16 protein-coding genes and 1 pseudogene are annotated in these 18,527 nt (G+C 67.3%); 3 read left to right on the forward strand and 14 right to left on the reverse strand.

From position 1 onward, the window contains the following. The first annotated feature begins 102 nt into the window (after positions 1-102). Positions 103-1,491, forward strand: coding sequence for an adenylosuccinate lyase (gene purB / locus BDI24065_RS39610; protein WP_175035769.1), 1,389 nt, complete (start codon positions 103-105; stop codon positions 1,489-1,491). 77 nt (positions 1,492-1,568) lie between these two features. Here the strand turns inward: purB and BDI24065_RS39615 are convergent, their stop codons facing one another. Beyond that, complete coding sequence (locus BDI24065_RS39615) at positions 1,569-2,990, reverse strand: NAD(P)/FAD-dependent oxidoreductase (protein WP_175035770.1); 1,422 nt, start codon at positions 2,988-2,990, stop codon at positions 1,569-1,571. A 277-nt stretch (positions 2,991-3,267) separates the two neighbouring features. Between BDI24065_RS39615 and BDI24065_RS39620 the strand changes: the two genes are divergently transcribed. Further along, a complete protein-coding gene (locus tag BDI24065_RS39620) occupies positions 3,268-3,915 on the forward strand; it encodes a TetR/AcrR family transcriptional regulator (protein ID WP_175035771.1) in 648 nt (215 codons plus the stop codon). Positions 3,916-3,995: 80 nt separating this feature from the next. Here the strand turns inward: BDI24065_RS39620 and BDI24065_RS39625 are convergent, their stop codons facing one another. The 4 genes from BDI24065_RS39625 to edd form a co-directional block, all read right to left on the reverse strand. Continuing rightward, complete coding sequence (locus BDI24065_RS39625) at positions 3,996-4,499, reverse strand: gluconokinase (RefSeq protein WP_089424489.1); 504 nt, start codon at positions 4,497-4,499, stop codon at positions 3,996-3,998. Positions 4,500-4,512: 13 nt separating this feature from the next. Then, a complete protein-coding gene (locus BDI24065_RS39630) occupies positions 4,513-5,874 on the reverse strand; it encodes a GntP family permease (protein ID WP_175035772.1) in 1,362 nt (453 codons plus the stop codon). Positions 5,875-6,094: 220 nt separating this feature from the next. Beyond that, entirely contained in the window at positions 6,095-6,721 is a 627-nt protein-coding gene (eda, locus tag BDI24065_RS39635) for a bifunctional 4-hydroxy-2-oxoglutarate aldolase/2-dehydro-3-deoxy-phosphogluconate aldolase (protein ID WP_069247127.1), read from the reverse strand. Positions 6,722-6,740: 19 nt separating this feature from the next. After that, entirely contained in the window at positions 6,741-8,597 is a 1,857-nt protein-coding gene (gene edd, locus BDI24065_RS39640) for a phosphogluconate dehydratase (RefSeq protein WP_175035773.1), read from the reverse strand. Positions 8,598-8,879: 282 nt separating this feature from the next. On the opposite strand from edd, the gene BDI24065_RS39645 reads away from it, so the two are divergent. Then, complete coding sequence (locus BDI24065_RS39645; RefSeq protein WP_174383525.1) at positions 8,880-9,728, forward strand: MurR/RpiR family transcriptional regulator; 849 nt, start codon at positions 8,880-8,882, stop codon at positions 9,726-9,728. A 96-nt stretch (positions 9,729-9,824) separates the two neighbouring features. Here BDI24065_RS39645 and BDI24065_RS39650 read toward each other — a convergent pair whose 3' ends face one another. The 9 genes and pseudogenes from BDI24065_RS39650 to BDI24065_RS39690 form a co-directional block, all read right to left on the reverse strand. Then, positions 9,825-10,247 (reverse strand): CopD family protein, encoded by a 423-nt coding sequence (locus tag BDI24065_RS39650; RefSeq protein WP_011350935.1) that lies wholly within the window; start codon positions 10,245-10,247, stop codon positions 9,825-9,827. A 19-nt stretch (positions 10,248-10,266) separates the two neighbouring features. Further along, positions 10,267-11,538: a glutamate-5-semialdehyde dehydrogenase gene (locus BDI24065_RS39655; protein ID WP_175035774.1), complete on the reverse strand. Its 1,272-nt coding sequence runs from the start codon at positions 11,536-11,538 to the stop codon at positions 10,267-10,269. 138 nt (positions 11,539-11,676) lie between these two features. Beyond that, the gene (holA, locus tag BDI24065_RS39660) at positions 11,677-12,771 is read right to left on the reverse strand and encodes a DNA polymerase III subunit delta (RefSeq protein ID WP_175035775.1); all 1,095 of its coding nucleotides are present in this window, start codon (positions 12,769-12,771) and stop codon (positions 11,677-11,679) included. An 18-nt stretch (positions 12,772-12,789) separates the two neighbouring features. Further along, positions 12,790-13,344: an LPS-assembly lipoprotein LptE gene (locus tag BDI24065_RS39665; protein ID WP_175035776.1), complete on the reverse strand. Its 555-nt coding sequence runs from the start codon at positions 13,342-13,344 to the stop codon at positions 12,790-12,792. 38 nt (positions 13,345-13,382) lie between these two features. After that, positions 13,383-15,977 carry a leucine--tRNA ligase gene (leuS, locus tag BDI24065_RS39670; protein ID WP_175035777.1) on the reverse strand — a complete coding sequence of 865 codons (2,595 nt, stop codon included), beginning with the start codon at positions 15,975-15,977 and terminating at the stop codon, positions 13,383-13,385. A 298-nt stretch (positions 15,978-16,275) separates the two neighbouring features. Next, a complete protein-coding gene (locus BDI24065_RS39675) occupies positions 16,276-16,737 on the reverse strand; it encodes an ExbD/TolR family protein (protein WP_175035778.1) in 462 nt (153 codons plus the stop codon). Between the two features lie 24 nt (positions 16,738-16,761). Beyond that, complete coding sequence (locus tag BDI24065_RS39680) at positions 16,762-17,430, reverse strand: MotA/TolQ/ExbB proton channel family protein (protein WP_059528793.1); 669 nt, start codon at positions 17,428-17,430, stop codon at positions 16,762-16,764. 18 nt (positions 17,431-17,448) lie between these two features. Beyond that, the gene (gene dapB, locus BDI24065_RS39685) at positions 17,449-18,246 is read right to left on the reverse strand and encodes a 4-hydroxy-tetrahydrodipicolinate reductase (RefSeq protein WP_175035779.1); all 798 of its coding nucleotides are present in this window, start codon (positions 18,244-18,246) and stop codon (positions 17,449-17,451) included. Positions 18,247-18,308: 62 nt separating this feature from the next. Beyond that, positions 18,309-18,527: pseudogene (locus BDI24065_RS39690) on the reverse strand (outer membrane protein assembly factor BamE); the annotation flags it as partial.

An 18,527-nucleotide genomic window follows, 5' to 3' on the forward strand; every position in this document is an offset into this window, starting at 1 on the left:
GGCGCCCCGCCGGCCGCGCGCGACAGGGATCGTCCCGCGCCGATGGTAAAATGCCGGATTCTCCTTCCCCTCGCTCGACCCGGCCCCAAGGCCCGCCCGATCATGTCCGACACTCGTCCCGATACGCTTTTCGCCCTCACCGCGCTCTCGCCCATCGATGGCCGCTACGCCAGCAAGACCGAAGCGCTGCGCGACTGGCTCTCCGAAGCCGCCTTCATGCGCCACCGCGTCACCGTCGAGGTGCACTGGTTGATCGCGCTGTCGCGCGCCGGCTTCGCGGAAGTCCCGCGCTTCTCCGATGCGTCCGAACAGTTCCTGCTGCAGCTCGCCGAGCGCTTCACCGCGCACGACGCCGCCCGCATCAAGGACATCGAGCGCGTGACGAACCACGACGTGAAGGCCGTCGAATACTGGCTGAAGGAATCGGTGAAGGGCCAGGAAGAACTCGAAAAGGCCAGCGAATTCATCCACTTCGCGTGCACGTCGGAAGACATCAACAACACGTCGCACGGGATGATGCTCGCCGGCGCGCGCGAACACGTGATCCTGCCGGCGCTGCGCACGGTCTACCAGCGCCTCGTCGCACTCGCGCACGCGCACGCCGAGCAGCCGATGCTGTCGCGCACGCACGGCCAGCCGGCCAGCCCGACGACGCTCGGCAAGGAACTCGCGAACGTCGCGGCCCGCCTCGCCCGTGCGATCACGCGCATCGAGAAGGTCGAGATCCTCGGCAAGATGAACGGCGCGGTCGGCAACTTCAACGCGCATCTGTCGGCGTATCCGGAATTCGACTGGGAAGCGTTCTCGCGCGACGTGATCGAGAACCGCCTGAAGCTCACGTTCAACCCGTACACGATCCAGATCGAGCCGCACGACTACATGGCCGAGCTGTTCGACGCCGTGGCGCGCGCGAACACGATCCTGCTCGACCTCGACCGCGACGTGTGGGGCTATATCTCGGTCGGCTACTTCAAGCAGAAGACGAAGGCCGGTGAAATCGGCTCGTCGACGATGCCGCACAAGGTCAACCCGATCGACTTCGAGAACTCGGAAGGCAACCTCGGCCTCGCGAACGCGACGCTGCGCCACCTCGCCGACAAGCTGCCGGTGTCGCGCTGGCAGCGCGACCTGACCGACTCGACGGTGCTGCGCAACATGGGCGTCGCGCTCGGCTACTCGTTGCTCGCGTACGACTCGCTGATCCGCGGCCTCGACAAGCTCGAAGTGAACCCGGCACGCCTGAACGAAGACCTCGACAACTGCTGGGAAGTGCTCGCCGAGCCGGTGCAGACGGTGATGCGCCGCTACGGCATCGAGAACCCGTACGAGCAGCTGAAGGAACTGACGCGCGGCAAGGGCATCACGCGCGAAGCGCTGCAGGAATTCGTCGGCACGCTCGCGATCCCGCAAGATGCGAAGGATCGCCTGCTCGCGATGACGCCGGCGTCGTATATCGGCAAGGCAGTCGAACTCGCGAAGCGGATCGCGTAAGCGCCGCCGCCTCCGCACGTAAAAAAGCCCGATGCGAGCAATCGCATCGGGCTTTTTTCATTGCCTGCCGCAGCCGGTCAGAACGAAATCATCCGCCCCGGGTTGAGCGCGCTCATCACGCTCATCGCGGCCTTCGCGGCCGGGATCGCGATCGGCGACAACTGGCGGCCGAGCGGAATCGCGCGATGGTCGATGCCGGTCAGCATCGAGAAATCGTCGTTGCGTCCGACGAAATCGTCACAGATCGCCTTGCCGATCCGCACCGTCTGCGCGACGCCGTGACCGCTCCAGCCCTGCACCATGTACATCGGCACGCGGCCGTCGGTCTTGCGGCTGTCGGTCGCGCCGTTCAGCGTGAAATCGCTGACGCCGCTCCAGCAATAGTCGAGCGCGAAGCGGCCGTCGTGCTGCGGAAACACCGTGTTCAGCCGCGTCAGCAGATACGCGTTCACGTCGGGCTGCGCCCAGCAGCTGCCGGTGCCCTGCCCGCCGAACAGCAGGCGGTTGCCGCGCACCGGCCGGTAGTAGTCGATCTGGAACTGCGTGTCGTACACCGGCATGCCGGCCGGCATCAGCGTCGTGACGTCGACGTCGAGCGGCGCCGACACGCTCACGTAGGTAAAGAACGGCACCGTGGTCGCCGCGCCGTCGTCGAGCAGCCGGAACGTCGTGTTGTGCAGCGCGAGCACGACGCCCTTGCGCGCGGTGATCGTGCCGCCCGGCGTCGTCGCGACGACACCCTCCGGCGTCTCGTCGAGCTCGAGCACTTCGGTGCCCTCGAACAGCGCACCGCCGTTCAGCCGGAAGCCGTGCACGAGGCCGCGCACGAGCGCGAGCGGATGGATCTGCCCGCCGATCGCGTCGATCGCCGCACCGTGGTACAGCCCCGAGCGCACGTAGTCGTCGTGCAGCTGATGGCGGCCGACGAGCGTCACGCCCGCGTCGCCGAGATAACGACGCGCATCCGCGCCGTCGAGCAGCGCGCTCATGTGGCCGGGGTGAACCGCCGCCGTGATGTGGCCGCGCTTGCGGTCGAGTTCGAGCGCGTAGCGCGCGCCGATCGCATCGATCAGGTCCATCGACTCGGCCGATGCGAAGCGCCACAGCCGCTTCGCGTCGTCGTGCGCCAGGTGGTCGATCATGTCGGCGGCTTCCCAGCGCGCGAGGCCGGGCGTCAGTTGCCCGCCGTTGCGGCCCGATGCGGCCGAGCCGACGTGGTGCTTGTCGACGAGGATCGTGTCGACGCCCGCTTCCGCGAGATGCAGCGCCGCCGATGCGCCGAGCAGACCCGCGCCGATCACGAGCACGTCGCACACCGCGTCGTGCGCAAGCGGCGCGCTGTTCGCGTGGCGCGACAGCGATGCTTCATACCAGTTCGCCGGGCGCTCGCCATCGTAGCGGGCCGGGTCGCACCAGTTCCAGTTGTCTTTTTCGATGTTCAGTTGCGTTTGTTCGAAACGCGATTCGCCCTGGATCAGGGGTTGATTATTGAAAGTCATGATTGCACTTGCATGGTCTTGGGCCGCCTGTCGAAGAGCCTTCTGGCTTCGCGGGTGGGGCAGCCGGTTCCACATGGGTGTCAACGAGATAAAGGGGCGCGATGGCCCGTGTTGACGGCGGGCACGCTCGTGCCGCCTGGATCCCGGACTGTGCGAAAGCACGTATTGAAAGGTGCCGGGACACCCAATTTCTACACCGCAGAAATAATTCTACAGTGTAGAATAAGCTTCCGTCAAGTTTACGGCCGGCACCACCCCGGCCCGTCAGCCCGCCTCGATGAAAGACAAACCCGCCCAGGGCCCGCGCGGCCTCGACAAGGATGCAATCGTCGCGGCCGCGCTCGCGCTGCTGGAGGACGTCGGCGAAGCCGCGTTCAGCGTGCGCAAGCTCGCGCAGTCGGTCGGCTGCGACCCGATGAGCGTGCTGTACCACTTCAAGTCGAAGGAAGGCCTGAGCCGCGCGATCGCGAACGCGCTGTCGCGCTCGCTCGTGCCGGTCGACGCCGCACTGCCGTGGCGCGAACGGCTGCACGATCTCGCGCGCCAGTACCGTGCGCTCGCGCTGCGCTACCCGGCCGCGTTCGCGCTCTTGCAGCGGCACATGAGTACCGGACCGGCCGATCTCGCGCACATCGAGGCCGTGCATCGCGCGCTGGCCGACGCCGGCATCCCGCGCGCGGCGCTGCCGTCGGTGTGCGTCGGCTGGTATGCGAGCGTGATCGGGCTGGCCGCGGCGGAAGCCGGCGGCCTCACGCGCGCCGCGAACAATGTCGAGCTCGCGGAAATGGAAGCGCTGTCCGACGCCGCGCATCCGCTCGTCAAGGCGGCCGCCCCGCTCTATGCGCAGCTCGATCCGGCGGCCGTGCACGACACGATGCTCGACGTGCTGCTCGACGGCATCGCGAAGCAGGCGCACACGGCCTGACCCGCTCGCGTCCCGCGGTCCGCCAATGAAAAAGGCGCCCCGAAGGGCGCCTTTTTCATGACGATTGCCGCGAACCGCGCTCAGTGCTGCTGCGCGATGCCGATCTTCAGCATGACCTGATCGACGATCTGTTCGGGCGTCAGCTCGATGCTGACCTCGATCGCTTCGTCCGGGCCCGGTTCCTCGAGCGTGTCGAGCTGGCTCTTCAGCAGCGACGGATCGAAGAAATGGCCGGTGCGGCTCTTCAGGCGCTCGTGCAACACCTCGAACGAACCCTTCAGATATACGAACCGCACGTCGGTGTCGGTGCCGCGCAGCACGTCGCGGTACGACCGCTTCAGCGACGAACAGGTGAACACGGCCGTCTCACCGGCCCGCTGCTTTTCCTCGATGGCCGCGCGGATCGTGCGCAGCCACGGCCAGCGGTCGTCGTCGGTCAGCGGAATGCCGTGGTGCATCTTTTCCTTGTTCGCCGCGCTGTGAAACGCGTCGCCATCGGTATAGCTGCACGACAGGCGTTCCGCCAGCATTTCGCCGATTAGCGACTTGCCGGCGCCCGACACGCCCATTGCGATCAGAATCATTGACTACCCCTTGTTACAAAACCATGCTCAGCAGCAGCGTAAAGCTCAGACCAAGCACCGAGATGATGGTTTCGAGCAACGACCAGGTCTTGAACGTCTGACCGACCGTCATCCCGAAGTATTCCTTGATCAGCCAGAAGCCGCCGTCGTTCACGTGCGAGAAGATCAGCGAGCCCGAGCCCGTGGCCAGCACCAGCAATTCCGGGCTGACCGTCGTGCCGGCCGCCGCCGCGATCGGCGCGACGATGCCGCAGGCCGTCGTCATCGCGACCGTCGCCGACCCCGTCGCGAGACGCATCAGCGCCGCGACAAACCAGCCGAGCAGCAGCGGCGACAGGTGTGCGTGCTTCGCCGTCTCGACGATCTGCTGCGAGATCCCGCTGTCGCGCAGGACACCGCCGAAGCCGCCGCCCGCGCCGACGATCAGCGTGATGCCGGCGATCGGTGCCAGGCACTCGCTGCAGAACTTCTGGATCTGGTCGCGGTTGAAACCCTGCAGCTTGCCGAACGTGAAGAAGCTCACGAGCACGGCGATCAGCAGCGCGACGTCCGAGTTGCCGGCGAAGCGCAGCAGGTTGTTCGGCAGCGACTTCGGCGTGAACAGCAGGTCGGCCCAGCTGCCGACGAGCATCAGCACGACGGGCAGCAGGATCGTGAACAGCGTGATGCCGAAGCTCGGCAGTTCGCGCTTGCGACCTTCCGTGTGCGTATCGACGAACTGCGCGGCGAGCGGGTTGTTGTCCGGCAACTTCACGAACTTCGAGATCGTCAGCGCGAACAGCGGGCCCGCGATGATCGCGGTCGGCACGCCGACGATCAGGCCGAGCGCGATCGTCTTGCCGATATCGGCGCCGTATTGCTGGACGGCCAGCAGCGCGGCCGGGTGCGGCGGGATCAGGCCGTGCACGACGGACAGGCCGGCCACCATCGGCAGGCCGACGACGAGCAGCGACTTGCCGGTGCGCTTCGCGACGTTGAACGCGATCGGGATCAGCAGCACGAAGCCGACTTCGAAGAACACCGGCAGGCCGACGATGATCGCGACGAACATCATCGCCCAGTGGATGTTCTTTTCACCGAACCAGTCGATCAGCGTGGTCGCGATCCGTTCGGCGCCGCCCGATTCGGCCATCATCTTGCCGAGCATCGTGCCGAGGCCGACGACGATCGCAATGTGGCCGAGCGTGCCGCCGGTGCCCGCCTCGAACGACTTGACGATCTTGTCCATCGGCATGCCGACGACAAGGCCCAAGCCGAGCGAAACGATGATCAGCACCAGGAACGGGTAGATCTTGAAGCGCGCGATCATCAGGATCAGCGCGGCGATCGCGATCAGCGTGAATACGAGCAGCATGCTGCCTTGGACAGCCCCCATGTGGCACTCCTCCTAGAATTGTTCGAACCGGGCGAGTTGTTGCGAGTATGCCCGGCTATGCAGGTCTCCGGAACACGGGGGGTACCCACCCCGTCAGGACGCTGAATTTTACTTATCTTTACGGCCCGCGGATAGAACCGGTTCCATCAGCAAAAACCCTCGGTAAAACAAGCACTAAGCGCCTGATTTCCGAGGGTTAAACCGTCATTTCGTACAAGTCTTAACGGGGAAGCTGGCTCGCGGCTTGCGCGAGGCGCGTGACTTCGGCCCAGTCCTGCGCGGCGAGCGCGGCTTTCGGCGTGAGCCACGAACCGCCGACGCACACGACGTTCGGCAGTTTCAGGAAATTCGGCGCGGTGTCGACCGTGATGCCGCCGGTCGGGCAGAACTTCAGCGCCGGGAACGGGCCGTGGAACGCCTGCAGCATCGGCACGCCGCCCGCCTGCTGCGCGGGGAAGAACTTCACGATCTCGTAGCCGAATTCGAGTGCCTGGATGATGTCGCTCGGCGTCATCACGCCCGGCAGCAGCGGCAGGCCCGCGTCGAGCGACGCGAGGTGCAGCTCTTTCGTCAGGCCCGGCGACACGCCGAACTTCGCGCCCGCGCGCTTCGCCTGCTCGCAATGCTCGGGCTTCGTGATCGTGCCGACGCCGACGACGATGTCGTCCGCGAGCTGGCTCGCACGCTGGATCGCTTCCAGGCCGGCCGGCGTGCGCAGCGTGATCTCGAGCACCTTCACGCCGCCCGCGTGCAATGCGCGCGACACGTGTTCGCCCTGCTCGACCGAGTCGAATGCGAGCACCGGGATGACCGGGCCCAGCTTCACGATTTCAGCAATCGTCTTCATTGGTTTGGCTCCTTGAAATTCATGCGGCGACGTGGGCGGCCGTTTCGCCGACCAGCGTGCCGAAAACCGATGCGCCCTGCTCGGCCGGCGCGGCGGCCGCGCGGAACACACCGAACAGTTCACGCCCGAAACCGACCTCGTTCTCGGCCTGGTGCAGCGGCTGCGCGACCGGGCGCGCCTGCCACTCGGCGGCGTCGACCTCGATGTCGAGTACGCCGGCTTCCGCGTCGATCACGAGCGTATCGCCCGTCTTCACCTTGCCGAGCGGGCCGGCCAGCAGCGCTTCCGGCGATACGTGGATCACGGCCGGCACCTTGCCCGACGCACCCGACATGCGGCCATCGGTGACCAGCGCGACGTGAAAACCCTGATCCTGCAGCACGCCGAGCAGCGGCGTCAAACGGTGCAGCTCGGGCATTCCGTTCGCGCGCGCGCCCTGGAAGCGCACCACCGCGACGAAGTCGCGCTTCAGCTCGTCGCGATCGAACGCTTCCTGCACGGCTTCCTGCGAATCGAACACGATCGCGGGCGCCGTCACCTTGCGGTGCTCGGGCGCGACCGCCGAAATCTTGATCACGCCGCGGCCGAGGCGGCCCTGCATCAGGCGCAGGCCACCGTCCGGCTGGAACGGGTCGCGGATACCGCGCAGCACCTTCGTGTCGTGGCTCTCGGCCGCGCCGTCGACCCACGTCAGCTTGCCGTCGATCAGCTTCGGCTCCTTCGTGTAGTGCGACAGGCCACGGCCGGCGACCGTCGTCACGTCCTCATGCAGCAACCCGCCTTCGAGCAGGTTGCGCACCAGAAAGGCCACGCCGCCCGCCGCGTGGAAGTGATTCACGTCGGCCTTGCCGTTCGGGTAGATCTTCGCGAGCAGCGGCACGACGGCCGACAGCTCGTCGAAATCGTTCCAGTCGATCAGGATGCCGGCCGCGCGTGCGATCGCGACGAGGTGCAGCGTGTGATTGGTCGAGCCGCCGGTCGCGAGCAGCGCGACGATCCCGTTGACGATCGCCTTCTCGTCGATCACGTGGCCGATCGGCGTGTAGTGGCCGCGCTCGACGGTCAGGTCGAGCACGCGGCGCGCGGCCTCGGCCGTCAGCGCGGTGCGCAGCGGCGTGTGCGGGTGGACGAATGCCGAGCCCGGCAGGTGCAGGCCCATCAGCTCCATCAGCATCTGGTTGCTGTTCGCGGTGCCGTAGAACGTGCAGGTGCCGTGGCCGTGATACGCGGCCGATTCGGCTTCGAGCAGCGCGTCGCGGCCGACCTGGCCGGTCGCGAACTGCTGGCGGATCTTCGCCTTGTCGTCGTTCGACAGACCGCTCGTCATCGGGCCGGCCGGCACGAAGATCGTCGGCAGGTGGCCGAACTGCAGCGCGCCGATCAGCAGGCCCGGCACGATCTTGTCGCAGATGCCGAGGCAGAGCGCCGCGTCGAACATATTGTGCGTGAGCGCGATCGCCGTGCCCATCGCGATCGCCTCGCGCGAGAACAGCGACAGCTCCATCCCCGGGTTACCCTGCGTGACGCCGTCGCACATCGCCGGCACGCCGCCCGCGAACTGCGCGACACCGCCGTTCTCGCGCGCGGCCGCCTTGATGATCTCGGGGAAATCCTTGTACGGCGCATGCGCGGACAGCATCTCGTTGTACGAGGACACGATGCCGATGTTCGGCTCGCGGATCGCCTTGATCGAGAACTTGTCGTTGCCCTCGAGGCCCGCGAAGCCGTGCGCGAGGTTCGCGCACGACAGCGCGCCGCGTGCCGGGAACTTGCCCTGCGCGCCGTCGATGCGCTGCAGATAGGCGGAACGGGTCGATTGGCTGCGGGCGATCACGCGTTCGGTGACCTTCGCCAGAGTGGGGTGCAGCGACGTCATGCTGGGCGCTCCTGTATGCCGGCCGACACCGGCGGTTGGAATCGTGGGGACGGTCGAACGCGTCGACAGAACGAAGCCAGTCTAGTAGAAAAACTACACGCATGCAATGCGGATTCATCGCCCCGCAACCCTTGTTCCCGCTACCAGCAAGGCGATACCTAGTGAAAACCCTAATCCTCTTCGACGAAAGCGTCGCTGTGGTGCTAGCATTTTCATGTAGATTTTCTACAATTCGATTGCGATACACTCGCTCATCCGAACCCGATTTCTGCCTGCCGTCCCATGCTGCCCCGCATTGAAGCGATCCGCGCCGAGTTGCGCCCGTCCGAGCGCAAGCTCGCCGACTACATCCTTGCCGCGCCGCGCGAGGTGCTCGACCTCGCGATGACCGAGCTGTCGACGCGCGCGGGCGTCAGCCAGCCGACGATCGCGCGCTTCTGCCAGGCGCTCGGTTGCAGCGGCTTTCGCGAGTTCAAGATCCGGCTCGCGCAGAGCGTCGCGCCGGGCGTGTCGTCGGTCTATCGCGACGTCGAGCCCGACGAACCGGCGCCCGGCATCATCGGCAAGGTGTTCGACCGCACGATCGGCGCACTGATCGAGGTGCGCAACAGCCTGTCCGCGGGCAGCGTCGCCGATGCGATCTCCCTGCTGTCGAATGCGTCGCGGATCGAGTTCTACGGCGCCGGCGGCTCGGGCATCGCCGCGCAGGACATCCAGCACAAGTTCTTCCGGCTCGGCGTGCCGAGCGTCGCGTATTCGGATCCGCACACGTTCTCGATGTCGTCGGCGCTGCTCGGGCCGCACGACGTCGTCGTCGCGATCTCGAACACCGGCCGCACGCGCGACATCGTCGACGCCGCGCGCTCCGCGCTCGCGTGCGGCGCGAAAGTCGTCGCGATCACGCAAAGCCATTCGCCGCTCGCGAAGCTCGCGACGGTGAGTCTTGCGTCGAACGTTGCGGAGGAAACGGACGTGTTCTCGCCAATGACGTCGCGGATGTCGCATCTCGCAATCGGCGACATCCTCGCGGTCGGCGTCGCGCTGTCGCGCGGCCCCGCGCTGATGGAACGGGTCGGCCGCGCGAAGGAGGCGATCACGCGCCGCCGGATCGACGACGGCGCGAAGGATTGAGAACACGCCTCGCAGACCGCGCGTAAACGACAAACGGCGCCCCGCGGGGCGCCGTTGCGCATCAGGCGGCGCCGGCAACCTCGCCGGCCATGCCGCTCAGAACGGCTTGATCACGACCAGCGCGACCGCCGCGAGCATGCCGAGCACCGGCAGCTCGTTGAACACGCGATACCACTTGTCGGTGCGACGGTTCTCGCCGCGCTCGAACACCCGCAGCAGATGCCCGCAATACGCGTGATAGACGATCAGCAGCAGCACGACCGTCACCTTCGCGTGGATCCAGCCCTGCCCCTGCCCGATGCCGATCGACAGCCAGAGCCACAGCCCGCAAGCCAGCGCCGGTACCGCGATCATCGTCATGAAGCGGAACAGCTTGCGTGCCATCAGCAGCAGGCGCCGCACGGCGGCCGGATCGGTTTCCATGGCCAGGTTCACGTAGATGCGCGGCAGGTAGAACAGCCCCGCGAACCACGCGGCGATCAGAACGATATGGAACGTCTTGACCCAGAGCATTGCCATCGATTGTGCGCCTCGCGGGTTACTGGCGGCCTTCGCCGTGTCCGAGCACGACGTACTTCAGCGACGTCAGCCCTTCCAGGCCGACGGGGCCGCGTGCGTGCAGCTTATCGTTCGAGATGCCGATTTCCGCGCCGAGGCCGAATTCGAAGCCGTCCGCGAAACGCGTCGACGCGTTGACCATCACGCTCGCCGAATCGACCTCGCGCAGGAACCGCATCGCGCGGTCGTGATCCTCGGTGACGATCGCGTCCGTGTGGTGCGAGCCGTAATGGTTGATGTGCTCGATCGCGGCGTCGAGGCCGTCGACGACCTTGATCGCGAGCACCGGCGCGAGATATTCGGTGTGCCAGTCTTCCTCGGTGGCATCGACGAGCGGGCCGACGCCCGCATCGGCGAGCACCGCGCGCGCGGCCGCATCGACGCGCAGTTCGACCTGCTTGTCGCGATACAGCTTGCCGAGCGGCGGCAGCAGCGTTGCCGCGATACCGCTCGAAACGAGCAGCGTCTCCATCGTGTTGCAGGTGCCGTAGCGGTGCGTCTTCGCGTTGTCGCAGACGGTCAGCGCCTTGGCGAGATCGGCGCGATCGTCGACGTACACGTGGCAGATGCCGTCGAGGTGCTTGATCATCGGCACGCGCGCCTCGTTGATCAGGCGCTCGATCAGGCTCTTGCCGCCGCGCGGCACGATCACGTCGACGTATTCGGTCATCGTGATCAGCTTGCCGACCGCCGCGCGATCGGCCGTCGCGACGACCTGCACCGCATCCTGCGGCAGGCCGGCTGCCTCGAGCCCTTCGCCGATCAGCTTCGCGAGCGCCGTGTTCGACTCGAGCGCCTCGGAGCCGCCGCGCAGGATCGTCGCGTTGCCCGACTTCAGGCACAGCGCAGCCGCGTCGATCGTCACGTTCGGGCGCGATTCGTAGATGATGCCGATCACGCCGAGCGGCACGCGCATCTGGCCCACCTGGATGCCGCTCGGGCGGTACTTGAGGTTGCCGATCTCGCCGATCGGATCGGCCAGCGACGCCACCTGGCGCAGGCCTTCGACCATCGTCTTCAGCGCCTTGTCCGACAGCGTCAGTCGATCGACGAATGCCGCATCCAGCCCCTTTTCACGGGCACGGGCGACATCGCGCGCATTCGCATCCTTCAGCGCCTGCGCGTCGCGTTCGATCGCGCGCGCCACCGCGTCGAGCGCCGCGTTCTTCGCGGCCGTGCTGGCCCGCGCCATTGCGCGGGAAGCGTGCCGGGCGCGGCGGCCCAGGTCGGTCATGTACTGATCGATATCCATCGTGTGACTCGAGAAGCGCGCCGCACCGGGCGGCATGAATTCGTGGGGAAGCGTGAGCAGCGGCGGCCGGAGGGCCGCGCCAGCTATCGAAACATTGTAAGCGGGTTGCGCAGCGCGCGCTGAAGGCCCGAACGGGACTTAGCGTCGCACGCGCTCCGTGCTCGGCGGTCGCTCGCCGCGGGCACCGGCCACCGTCATCGCGAGCTGGAACAGCCCATCCCACGGATCGGGCGGCGGTTCGTCCTGCGTGCGGCGGCCCGGCACGACGGCCGTGAGCCCCTTGACCTGCCGGTCGAGCTTCGCGGCGAACGCGAGCGCCTTCTCGAGCGCGGCTTCCGACACGCGGTTCAGCGCGGGGCCGATCAGCCGCTCGCGCGGCCCCCACACGCGGTTCTCGCGCAGCAGCGTCGCGAGCGGCTTGCCGGCCGTCGTGCCGCGCTTGATCCGCAGCAGCGTGCGCAACTCCTCGACGACGGCCCACATCACGAGCACGATCGCCTCGCCCTCGCCCTTCAGACCGTCGATCATCCGCGCGAGCCGCGCGGCGTCGCCGGCGAGCATGGCTTCGTTCAGCTTGAAGACGTCGTAACGCGCGACGTTCAGCACCGCGTCGTGCACCTGCTCGAACGACAGCGCACCCTGCGGATACAGCAGCCCGAGCTTCTGGATTTCCTGGTGCGCGGCGAGCAGGTTGCCTTCGACTCGCTCGGCGATGAACTGCAGCGCGCGCCGCCCGTCCTCGCCCGGCGCGGCACGCTGGCCCTGCATGGAAAGACGCTGGCCGATCCAGTTCGGCAGCTGCGCGCGGTCGACCGGATCGATCTTCAGCGCGACGCCGCCGTTCTGCAGCGCGGTAAACCACGCGGATTTCTGCGTGGCCGCGTCGAGGCGCGGCAACGTGACGAGCATCAGCGCGTCGGGGTTCGGCGTGGCCGCGAGCGTCTTCAGCGCATCGGCGCCTTCCTTGCCGGGCTTGCCCGACGGAATGCGCAGCTCGATCAGCTGGCGCTCGCCGAACAGCGACATCGCCTGGGTCGCGCCGAGCAGCACGCTCCAGTCGAAGCCGCGCTCGACCGTATGCACCGAACGCTCGGTGAAGCCGGCCGCGCGTGCGGCCGCACGAATGCGGTCGCACGCTTCCTGCGCGAGCAGCGGCTCGTCGCCGTAGACGGTATAGAGCCCGGCCAACCCCTTCGCGAGGTGCGGCTCCAGCGCATCAAGTCGCAGTTGCATCGATACGTGCGCCGTCGATCAGAGCGGCGGCGGCGGCAGCGGCGCGCGCGGTGCAACGCCCGGCACCACGTCTTCCGGCGCCGGCGTCAGCGAGTGGACGATCGCGAGACGCCGCATCAGCTGATCGACCGCATCGTTCTGCATGTCGCCGTACAGGAGCTCGGCTTCCTGCGCCTTCGCGTTCGTGTACTGGTCGCTGTACGTCATCGCGCGGTTCAGCGCGATCACGCTCGGCGGAATCAGTACGGTGCCGTCCTTGCTCGTCAGTTGGTAGCGCAGCGTATAGAAGAGCGCATACTCCTGCGCCGAGCCGTACTTGTTGAGCGTCAGCGTGTTCTGGCCACGCGCTTCCCACATGGTCAGCACGGCGTCGGCGTCGTCCGCCGACTTGACGATCTTCGTATCGCTGCCGGCCTCGACGAGGCGCACGAGACGCGCCTCGACGGGCGCCGGCGCACCGGCCACCAGCAGGTGCTTGAACGCGTAGTCCTGCTGGCCGCGCAACTGGAAGCCGCATGCCGACAGCGCAACCGCGCTGCCGACAGCAAGCATCAAAAACGATCTGCGGATCACCTTCGCTCCTTCTGGGTACGTCAGACGGCCGGCGGCCGTCAGACGACGATGTTCACGAGGCGGCCCGGCACGACGACGATCTTCTTCGCCGGCTTGCCGTCGCTGAACTTCGCGAACGCGTCGTCGGCCACCGCCGCGGCTTCGATCGCCTCGCGGCTCGCGTCCTTCGCCACCTTCAGCGCGCCGCGCACCTTGCCGTTCACCTGCAGCACGAGTTCGATCTCGGCCTGCTCGAGCGCGGCTTCGTCGACCTTCGGCCACGGCGCGTCGAGCAGCGGGCCGAATTCGTCCGCATAGCCAAGCACCTTCCACAGCTCGAACGTGACGTGCGGCACGACCGGGTACAGCACGCGCAGCAGCACGCCGTACGTTTCACGCAGCACGCCGGGCGTCGCGCCCTTCGCACCGTCGATCGCGTTCAGCATCTTCATCGCAGCCGACACGACCGTGTTGTACTGCAGGCGCTGGTAGTCGAAATCGGCCTGCTTCAGCACGCTGTAGATCTCGCGGCGCAGCGCCTTGTCGGCTTCGCCGAGCGCGGCCGCATCGAAGCCCGCGCGCGCGGCGAGCGCCTCGCGGTTCGTCGCGCCGAAGCTCCACACGCGGCGCAGGAAGCGGCTCGCGCCTTCGACGCCCGCGCCCGACCACTCGAGCTGCTGCTCGGGCGGCGCGGCGAACATCGTGAACAGGCGCGCGGTATCGGCGCCGTACTGGTCGATCAGCAGCTGCGGATCGACGCCGTTGTTCTTCGACTTCGACATCTTCTCGATGCCGCCGAGCACGACCGGCTGGCCGTCCGTGTTCAGCGTCGCGCCGACCGGGCGGCCCTTGTCGTCGTGCGTGACGGTCACGTCGAGCGGGTTGTACCAGGTCTTCTTGCCGGAAGCGTCTTCACGGTAGAACGTCTCGTTCAGCACCATGCCCTGCGTGAGCAGGTTCTTCGCCGGCTCGCCGAACTTCACCAGGCCGAGATCGCGCATCACCTTGGTCCAGAAGCGCGAATACAGCAGGTGCAGGATCGCGTGCTCGATGCCGCCGATGTACTGATCCATCGGCATCCAGTAGTCGGTGCGCGCGTCGACCATCGTCTCGGCATCCGGCGCCGTGTAGCGCGAGAAGTACCACGACGAATCGACGAAGGTGTCCATCGTGTCGGTTTCGCGCTTCGCGGCCGCGCCGCACTTCGGGCACGCGCAGTTCAGGAACGCTTCCGACTTCGCAAGCGGGTTGCCCGAGCCGTCCGGCACGAGGTCTTCCGGCAGCACGACAGGCAAATCCTGCTCGGGCACCGGCACGTCGCCGCACGACGGGCAGTGGATGATCGGGATCGGCGTGCCCCAGTAGCGCTGGCGCGACACGCCCCAGTCGCGCAGGCGCCACGTGACCTGCTTGTCGCCGAAGCCGCCGGCGTTCAGGTCGGCCGCGACCGCGTCGACGGCTTCCGCGTAGTGCAGGCCGTCGTACTTGCCGCTGTTCACGCAGACCGCGGTTTCCTTGTCGCCGTACCACTCCTGCCATGCATCGAGCGAGTACTGCTGGCCTTCGGCCGAGATCACCTGCTTGATCGGCAGGTCGTACTTCTTCGCGAACGCGAAATCGCGCTCGTCGTGGCCCGGCACGCCCATCACCGCGCCTTCGCCATAGCTCATCAGCACGTAGTTGCCGATCCACACCTCGACCGGCTCGCCGGTCAGCGGGTGCGCGACCGAGAAGCCCGTCGCGACGCCCTTCTTCTCCATCGTCGCAACATCGGCCTCGGCGACACCGCCGCGCTTGCATTCGTCGATGAACGTGAGCAGCTCGGGCTTGTCCTGCGCGAGGCGCGTGGCAAGCGGATGCTCGGCCGCGATCGCGCAGAACGTGACGCCCATGATCGTGTCGGCACGCGTCGTGAACACGCGCAGCAGCTTCTTCTCGCCGTCGAGTTCGTACGGGAAGCCGAAGTTCACGCCGAAGCTCTTGCCGATCCAGTTCTGCTGCATGATCTTCACGCGCTCGGGCCAGCCGAGGCCGTCGAGGTCGTTCAGCAGCTCATCCGCGTACTGCGTGATGCGCAGGTAGTACATCGGGATCTCGCGCTTCTCGACGAGCGCGCCCGAGCGCCAGCCGCGGCCGTCGATCACCTGCTCGTTCGCGAGCACGGTCTGGTCGACCGGGTCCCAGTTCACGGTGCCCGTCTTCTTGTACGCGATGCCCTTCTCGAGCATCTTCAGGAACAGCCACTGGTTCCACTTGTAGTAATCGGGCTTGCACGTCGCGATTTCGCGCGACCAGTCGATCGCGAGGCCCATCGACTGCATCTGGCGCTTCATGTAGTCGATGTTGTCGTAGGTCCACTTCGCGGGCGGCACGCCATTCGCCATCGCGGCATTCTCGGCCGGCATCCCGAACGCGTCCCAGCCCATCGGCATCAACGTGTTGTAGCCGTTCATCCGCAGATAGCGGTACATCACGTCGTTGATCGTGTAGTTACGCACGTGACCCATGTGCAGCTTGCCGGACGGGTACGGCAGCATCGACACGCAGTAGAACTTCGGCTTCTGCGAATCTTCCTTCGTCTTGTAGGCATCGGCTGCGCGCCAGTCGCCCTGGGCGGCGGCTTCGACGTCGGCGGGTACGTATCTCTCGTGCATGGTGTGGTTCGGACTAGGCTTTAAGCGGCGCGACGGCGCGCGCGCAGGAGTGGATCGAAAATCGTGCTTGCCCGGCGGACCTGCAGGTTCGCTGTTGCCGGACCCGTTCACGGTTTCCGGGCATTTTCCGGGTAACCCGCAGCATGCCCGGGTAGCCTGGAAAATTCCGGGTTACCTGAAAGAAGCCTGCCAACCGGGAAAAACGTTGATTATACCGCCCGCGCCGGCCCATTCGACCGGTCTTGCGGCGTGCGGCCCGATCCCGCGGCAGGGCGGGGCCCGCCGGATCCGCTTCCGCTCAGCGCTTGGCCGGCACGGCAGGCGCCGCCGCGGAGCCGCCCGCCTGCGGCGGCACGTCGGTCACGAAACCGATCCGCGTGAGGCCGGCGGCCTGCGCGGCGCCCATCACCTGCGCGATCACGTCGTAGCGGGTCGCGCGCGACGCGCGCAGCCGCAACTCGGGCGGCGCGCCGCCCGCGGCGGCGGCGCGGAAGCGCGCGGGCAGCGTGTCGAGCGCCACGGGCGCGTCGTCCCAGTACAGCTTGCCCGCGTCATCGATCGACAACGTGACGGATTGCGGCGTGTCGCGCGCGACGCTGGCCGCGACCTTCGGCAGGTCGAGCCGGATCGCGTGCGTCATCAACGGCGCGGTGATGATGAAGATGACGAGCAGCACCAGCATCACGTCGATCAGCGGGGTCATGTTGATCTCCGCCATCGGCGCGGACGTCTTGTGGTGCTCGAGTCCGCCGAATGCCATGGTCGCTCCTCCGGAATGAGCGCGTCAGGCTTCCTGCGCGCACACGAACACGTGCAGGTCGCGCGCGAAGCCGTCGAGTTCCTCGGCGAGCTGCCGCACGAGCCGCCCGAGGATGTTGTAGGCCAGCACCGCGGGAATCGCGACGACGAGCCCGAACGCGGTCATGATCAGCGCCTCGCCAACCGGCCCCGCGACATTCTCGATCTGCGCCTGCCCGCTCGCGGCGATGCTGCCGAGCGCGTGGTAGATGCCCCACACGGTGCCGAGCAGCCCGACGAACGGCGCGGTGCTGCCGATCGACGCGAGCAGCACCTGGCCGAATTCGAGACGCCGCTGCGAGCGCAGCATCGCGTGCCGCAACGCGCGCAGCACGCGTTCGCTACGCTCGACACGCGCGGCCAGGGCTGCCGGGTCGTGGTCGTCGGCCGCATCGCGCGCGGCTTCGGCGAGCGGCACGAACACGCGCTCGCGATCGGCGCCGGCGAGCGCGGCAATGCCCGCGTCGAGCGACGGCGCGCGCCAGAACGCGGCGAGCGCACGCGGCCCCTGCCGCTTCGCGCGGACCAGGAGCCAGGCCTTCATGAGGAGGAAGCACCAGCTGGCGACGGACATCGCCAGCAGCACATAGGCGACGGCGTGCGTGATCGCATCGCCACTTTCGAGGTAGTGGACAACGCCGGTGGGTATCGCCATCGGAGTTTCCCCGTGGTGTCAGCGCAGGCCGAGCACGTCCTGCATGTCGAACAGGCCGGCGCCGCGCGCCGACAGGAAGCGGACCGCGCGCAGCGCGCCCTGCGCATACGACACGCGGCTCGACGACTTGTGCGTGATCTCGATGCGCTCGCCGATCCCGGCGAACAGCACGGTGTGATCGCCGACGATGTCGCCGCCGCGCACCGCGGCAAAACCGATCGACGACGGGTCGCGTTCACCCGTCACGCCGTGCCGGCCATACACCGCGCAATCGTCGAGCGAGCGCCCGAGCGCGCCGGCGACGGCTTCGCCCATCATCAGCGCGGTGCCCGACGGCGCGTCGACCTTGTGGCGGTGGTGCGCCTCGATGATCTCGATGTCGTAGCCGTGCGAGAAATGCTTCGCCGCGAATTCGAGCAGCTTCAGCGTGACGTTCACGCCGACGCTCATGTTCGCCGCGAACACGATGCCGATCTTGCCCGCCGCGGCCTGCAGCTCGGCCTTCTGCTCGGCGGTGAAGCCGGTCGTGCCGATCACGAGCTTCACGTCGTGGCGCAGTGCGGCCTCGATATGGGCCATCGTGCCTTCCGGACGCGTGAAATCGATCAGGGTGTCGGCCTGCGCGAACACGGCATCGAGATCGGCGGTCAGCTTGACCCCGGTTTCCTTGCCGAGGAACGCGCCGGCGTCCTGGCCGAGGAACGGCGAATCGGCGCGGTCGAGCGCGCCGACGAGCTGCGCGTCGGAATCGTTGAGAACGGCTTCGATCAGCATCCGGCCCATACGGCCCGATGCGCCGGCAATCGCAATCTTCATGGCTTTCTACACGACAGGTCTAAAGGCGGGCGGCGCATGCCGCCCTGTTTCCGCACGCGGACTTACTGCGCCGGCACGGTGAGCGGCTGGTTCTGCAGCGTATCCGAGCCTTGCGGGCCGACCGGCGGCGACGCCTCGTTCGACGCGTTCGGCTGCGGCGGACGATGGAACTGGAACTGCGGCTGGATCGCCGGCGCGGCGCCCGGCGGCTGGCCGCCCGGCACCGGCGCACCGCCGGCAGCCTGCGTGGACGGCGCGAACCGCCGTGCGGCCGTGCCCTG

Source organism: Burkholderia lata, assembly GCF_902499025.1.
GTDB lineage: Bacteria > Pseudomonadota > Gammaproteobacteria > Burkholderiales > Burkholderiaceae > Burkholderia > Burkholderia lata_C.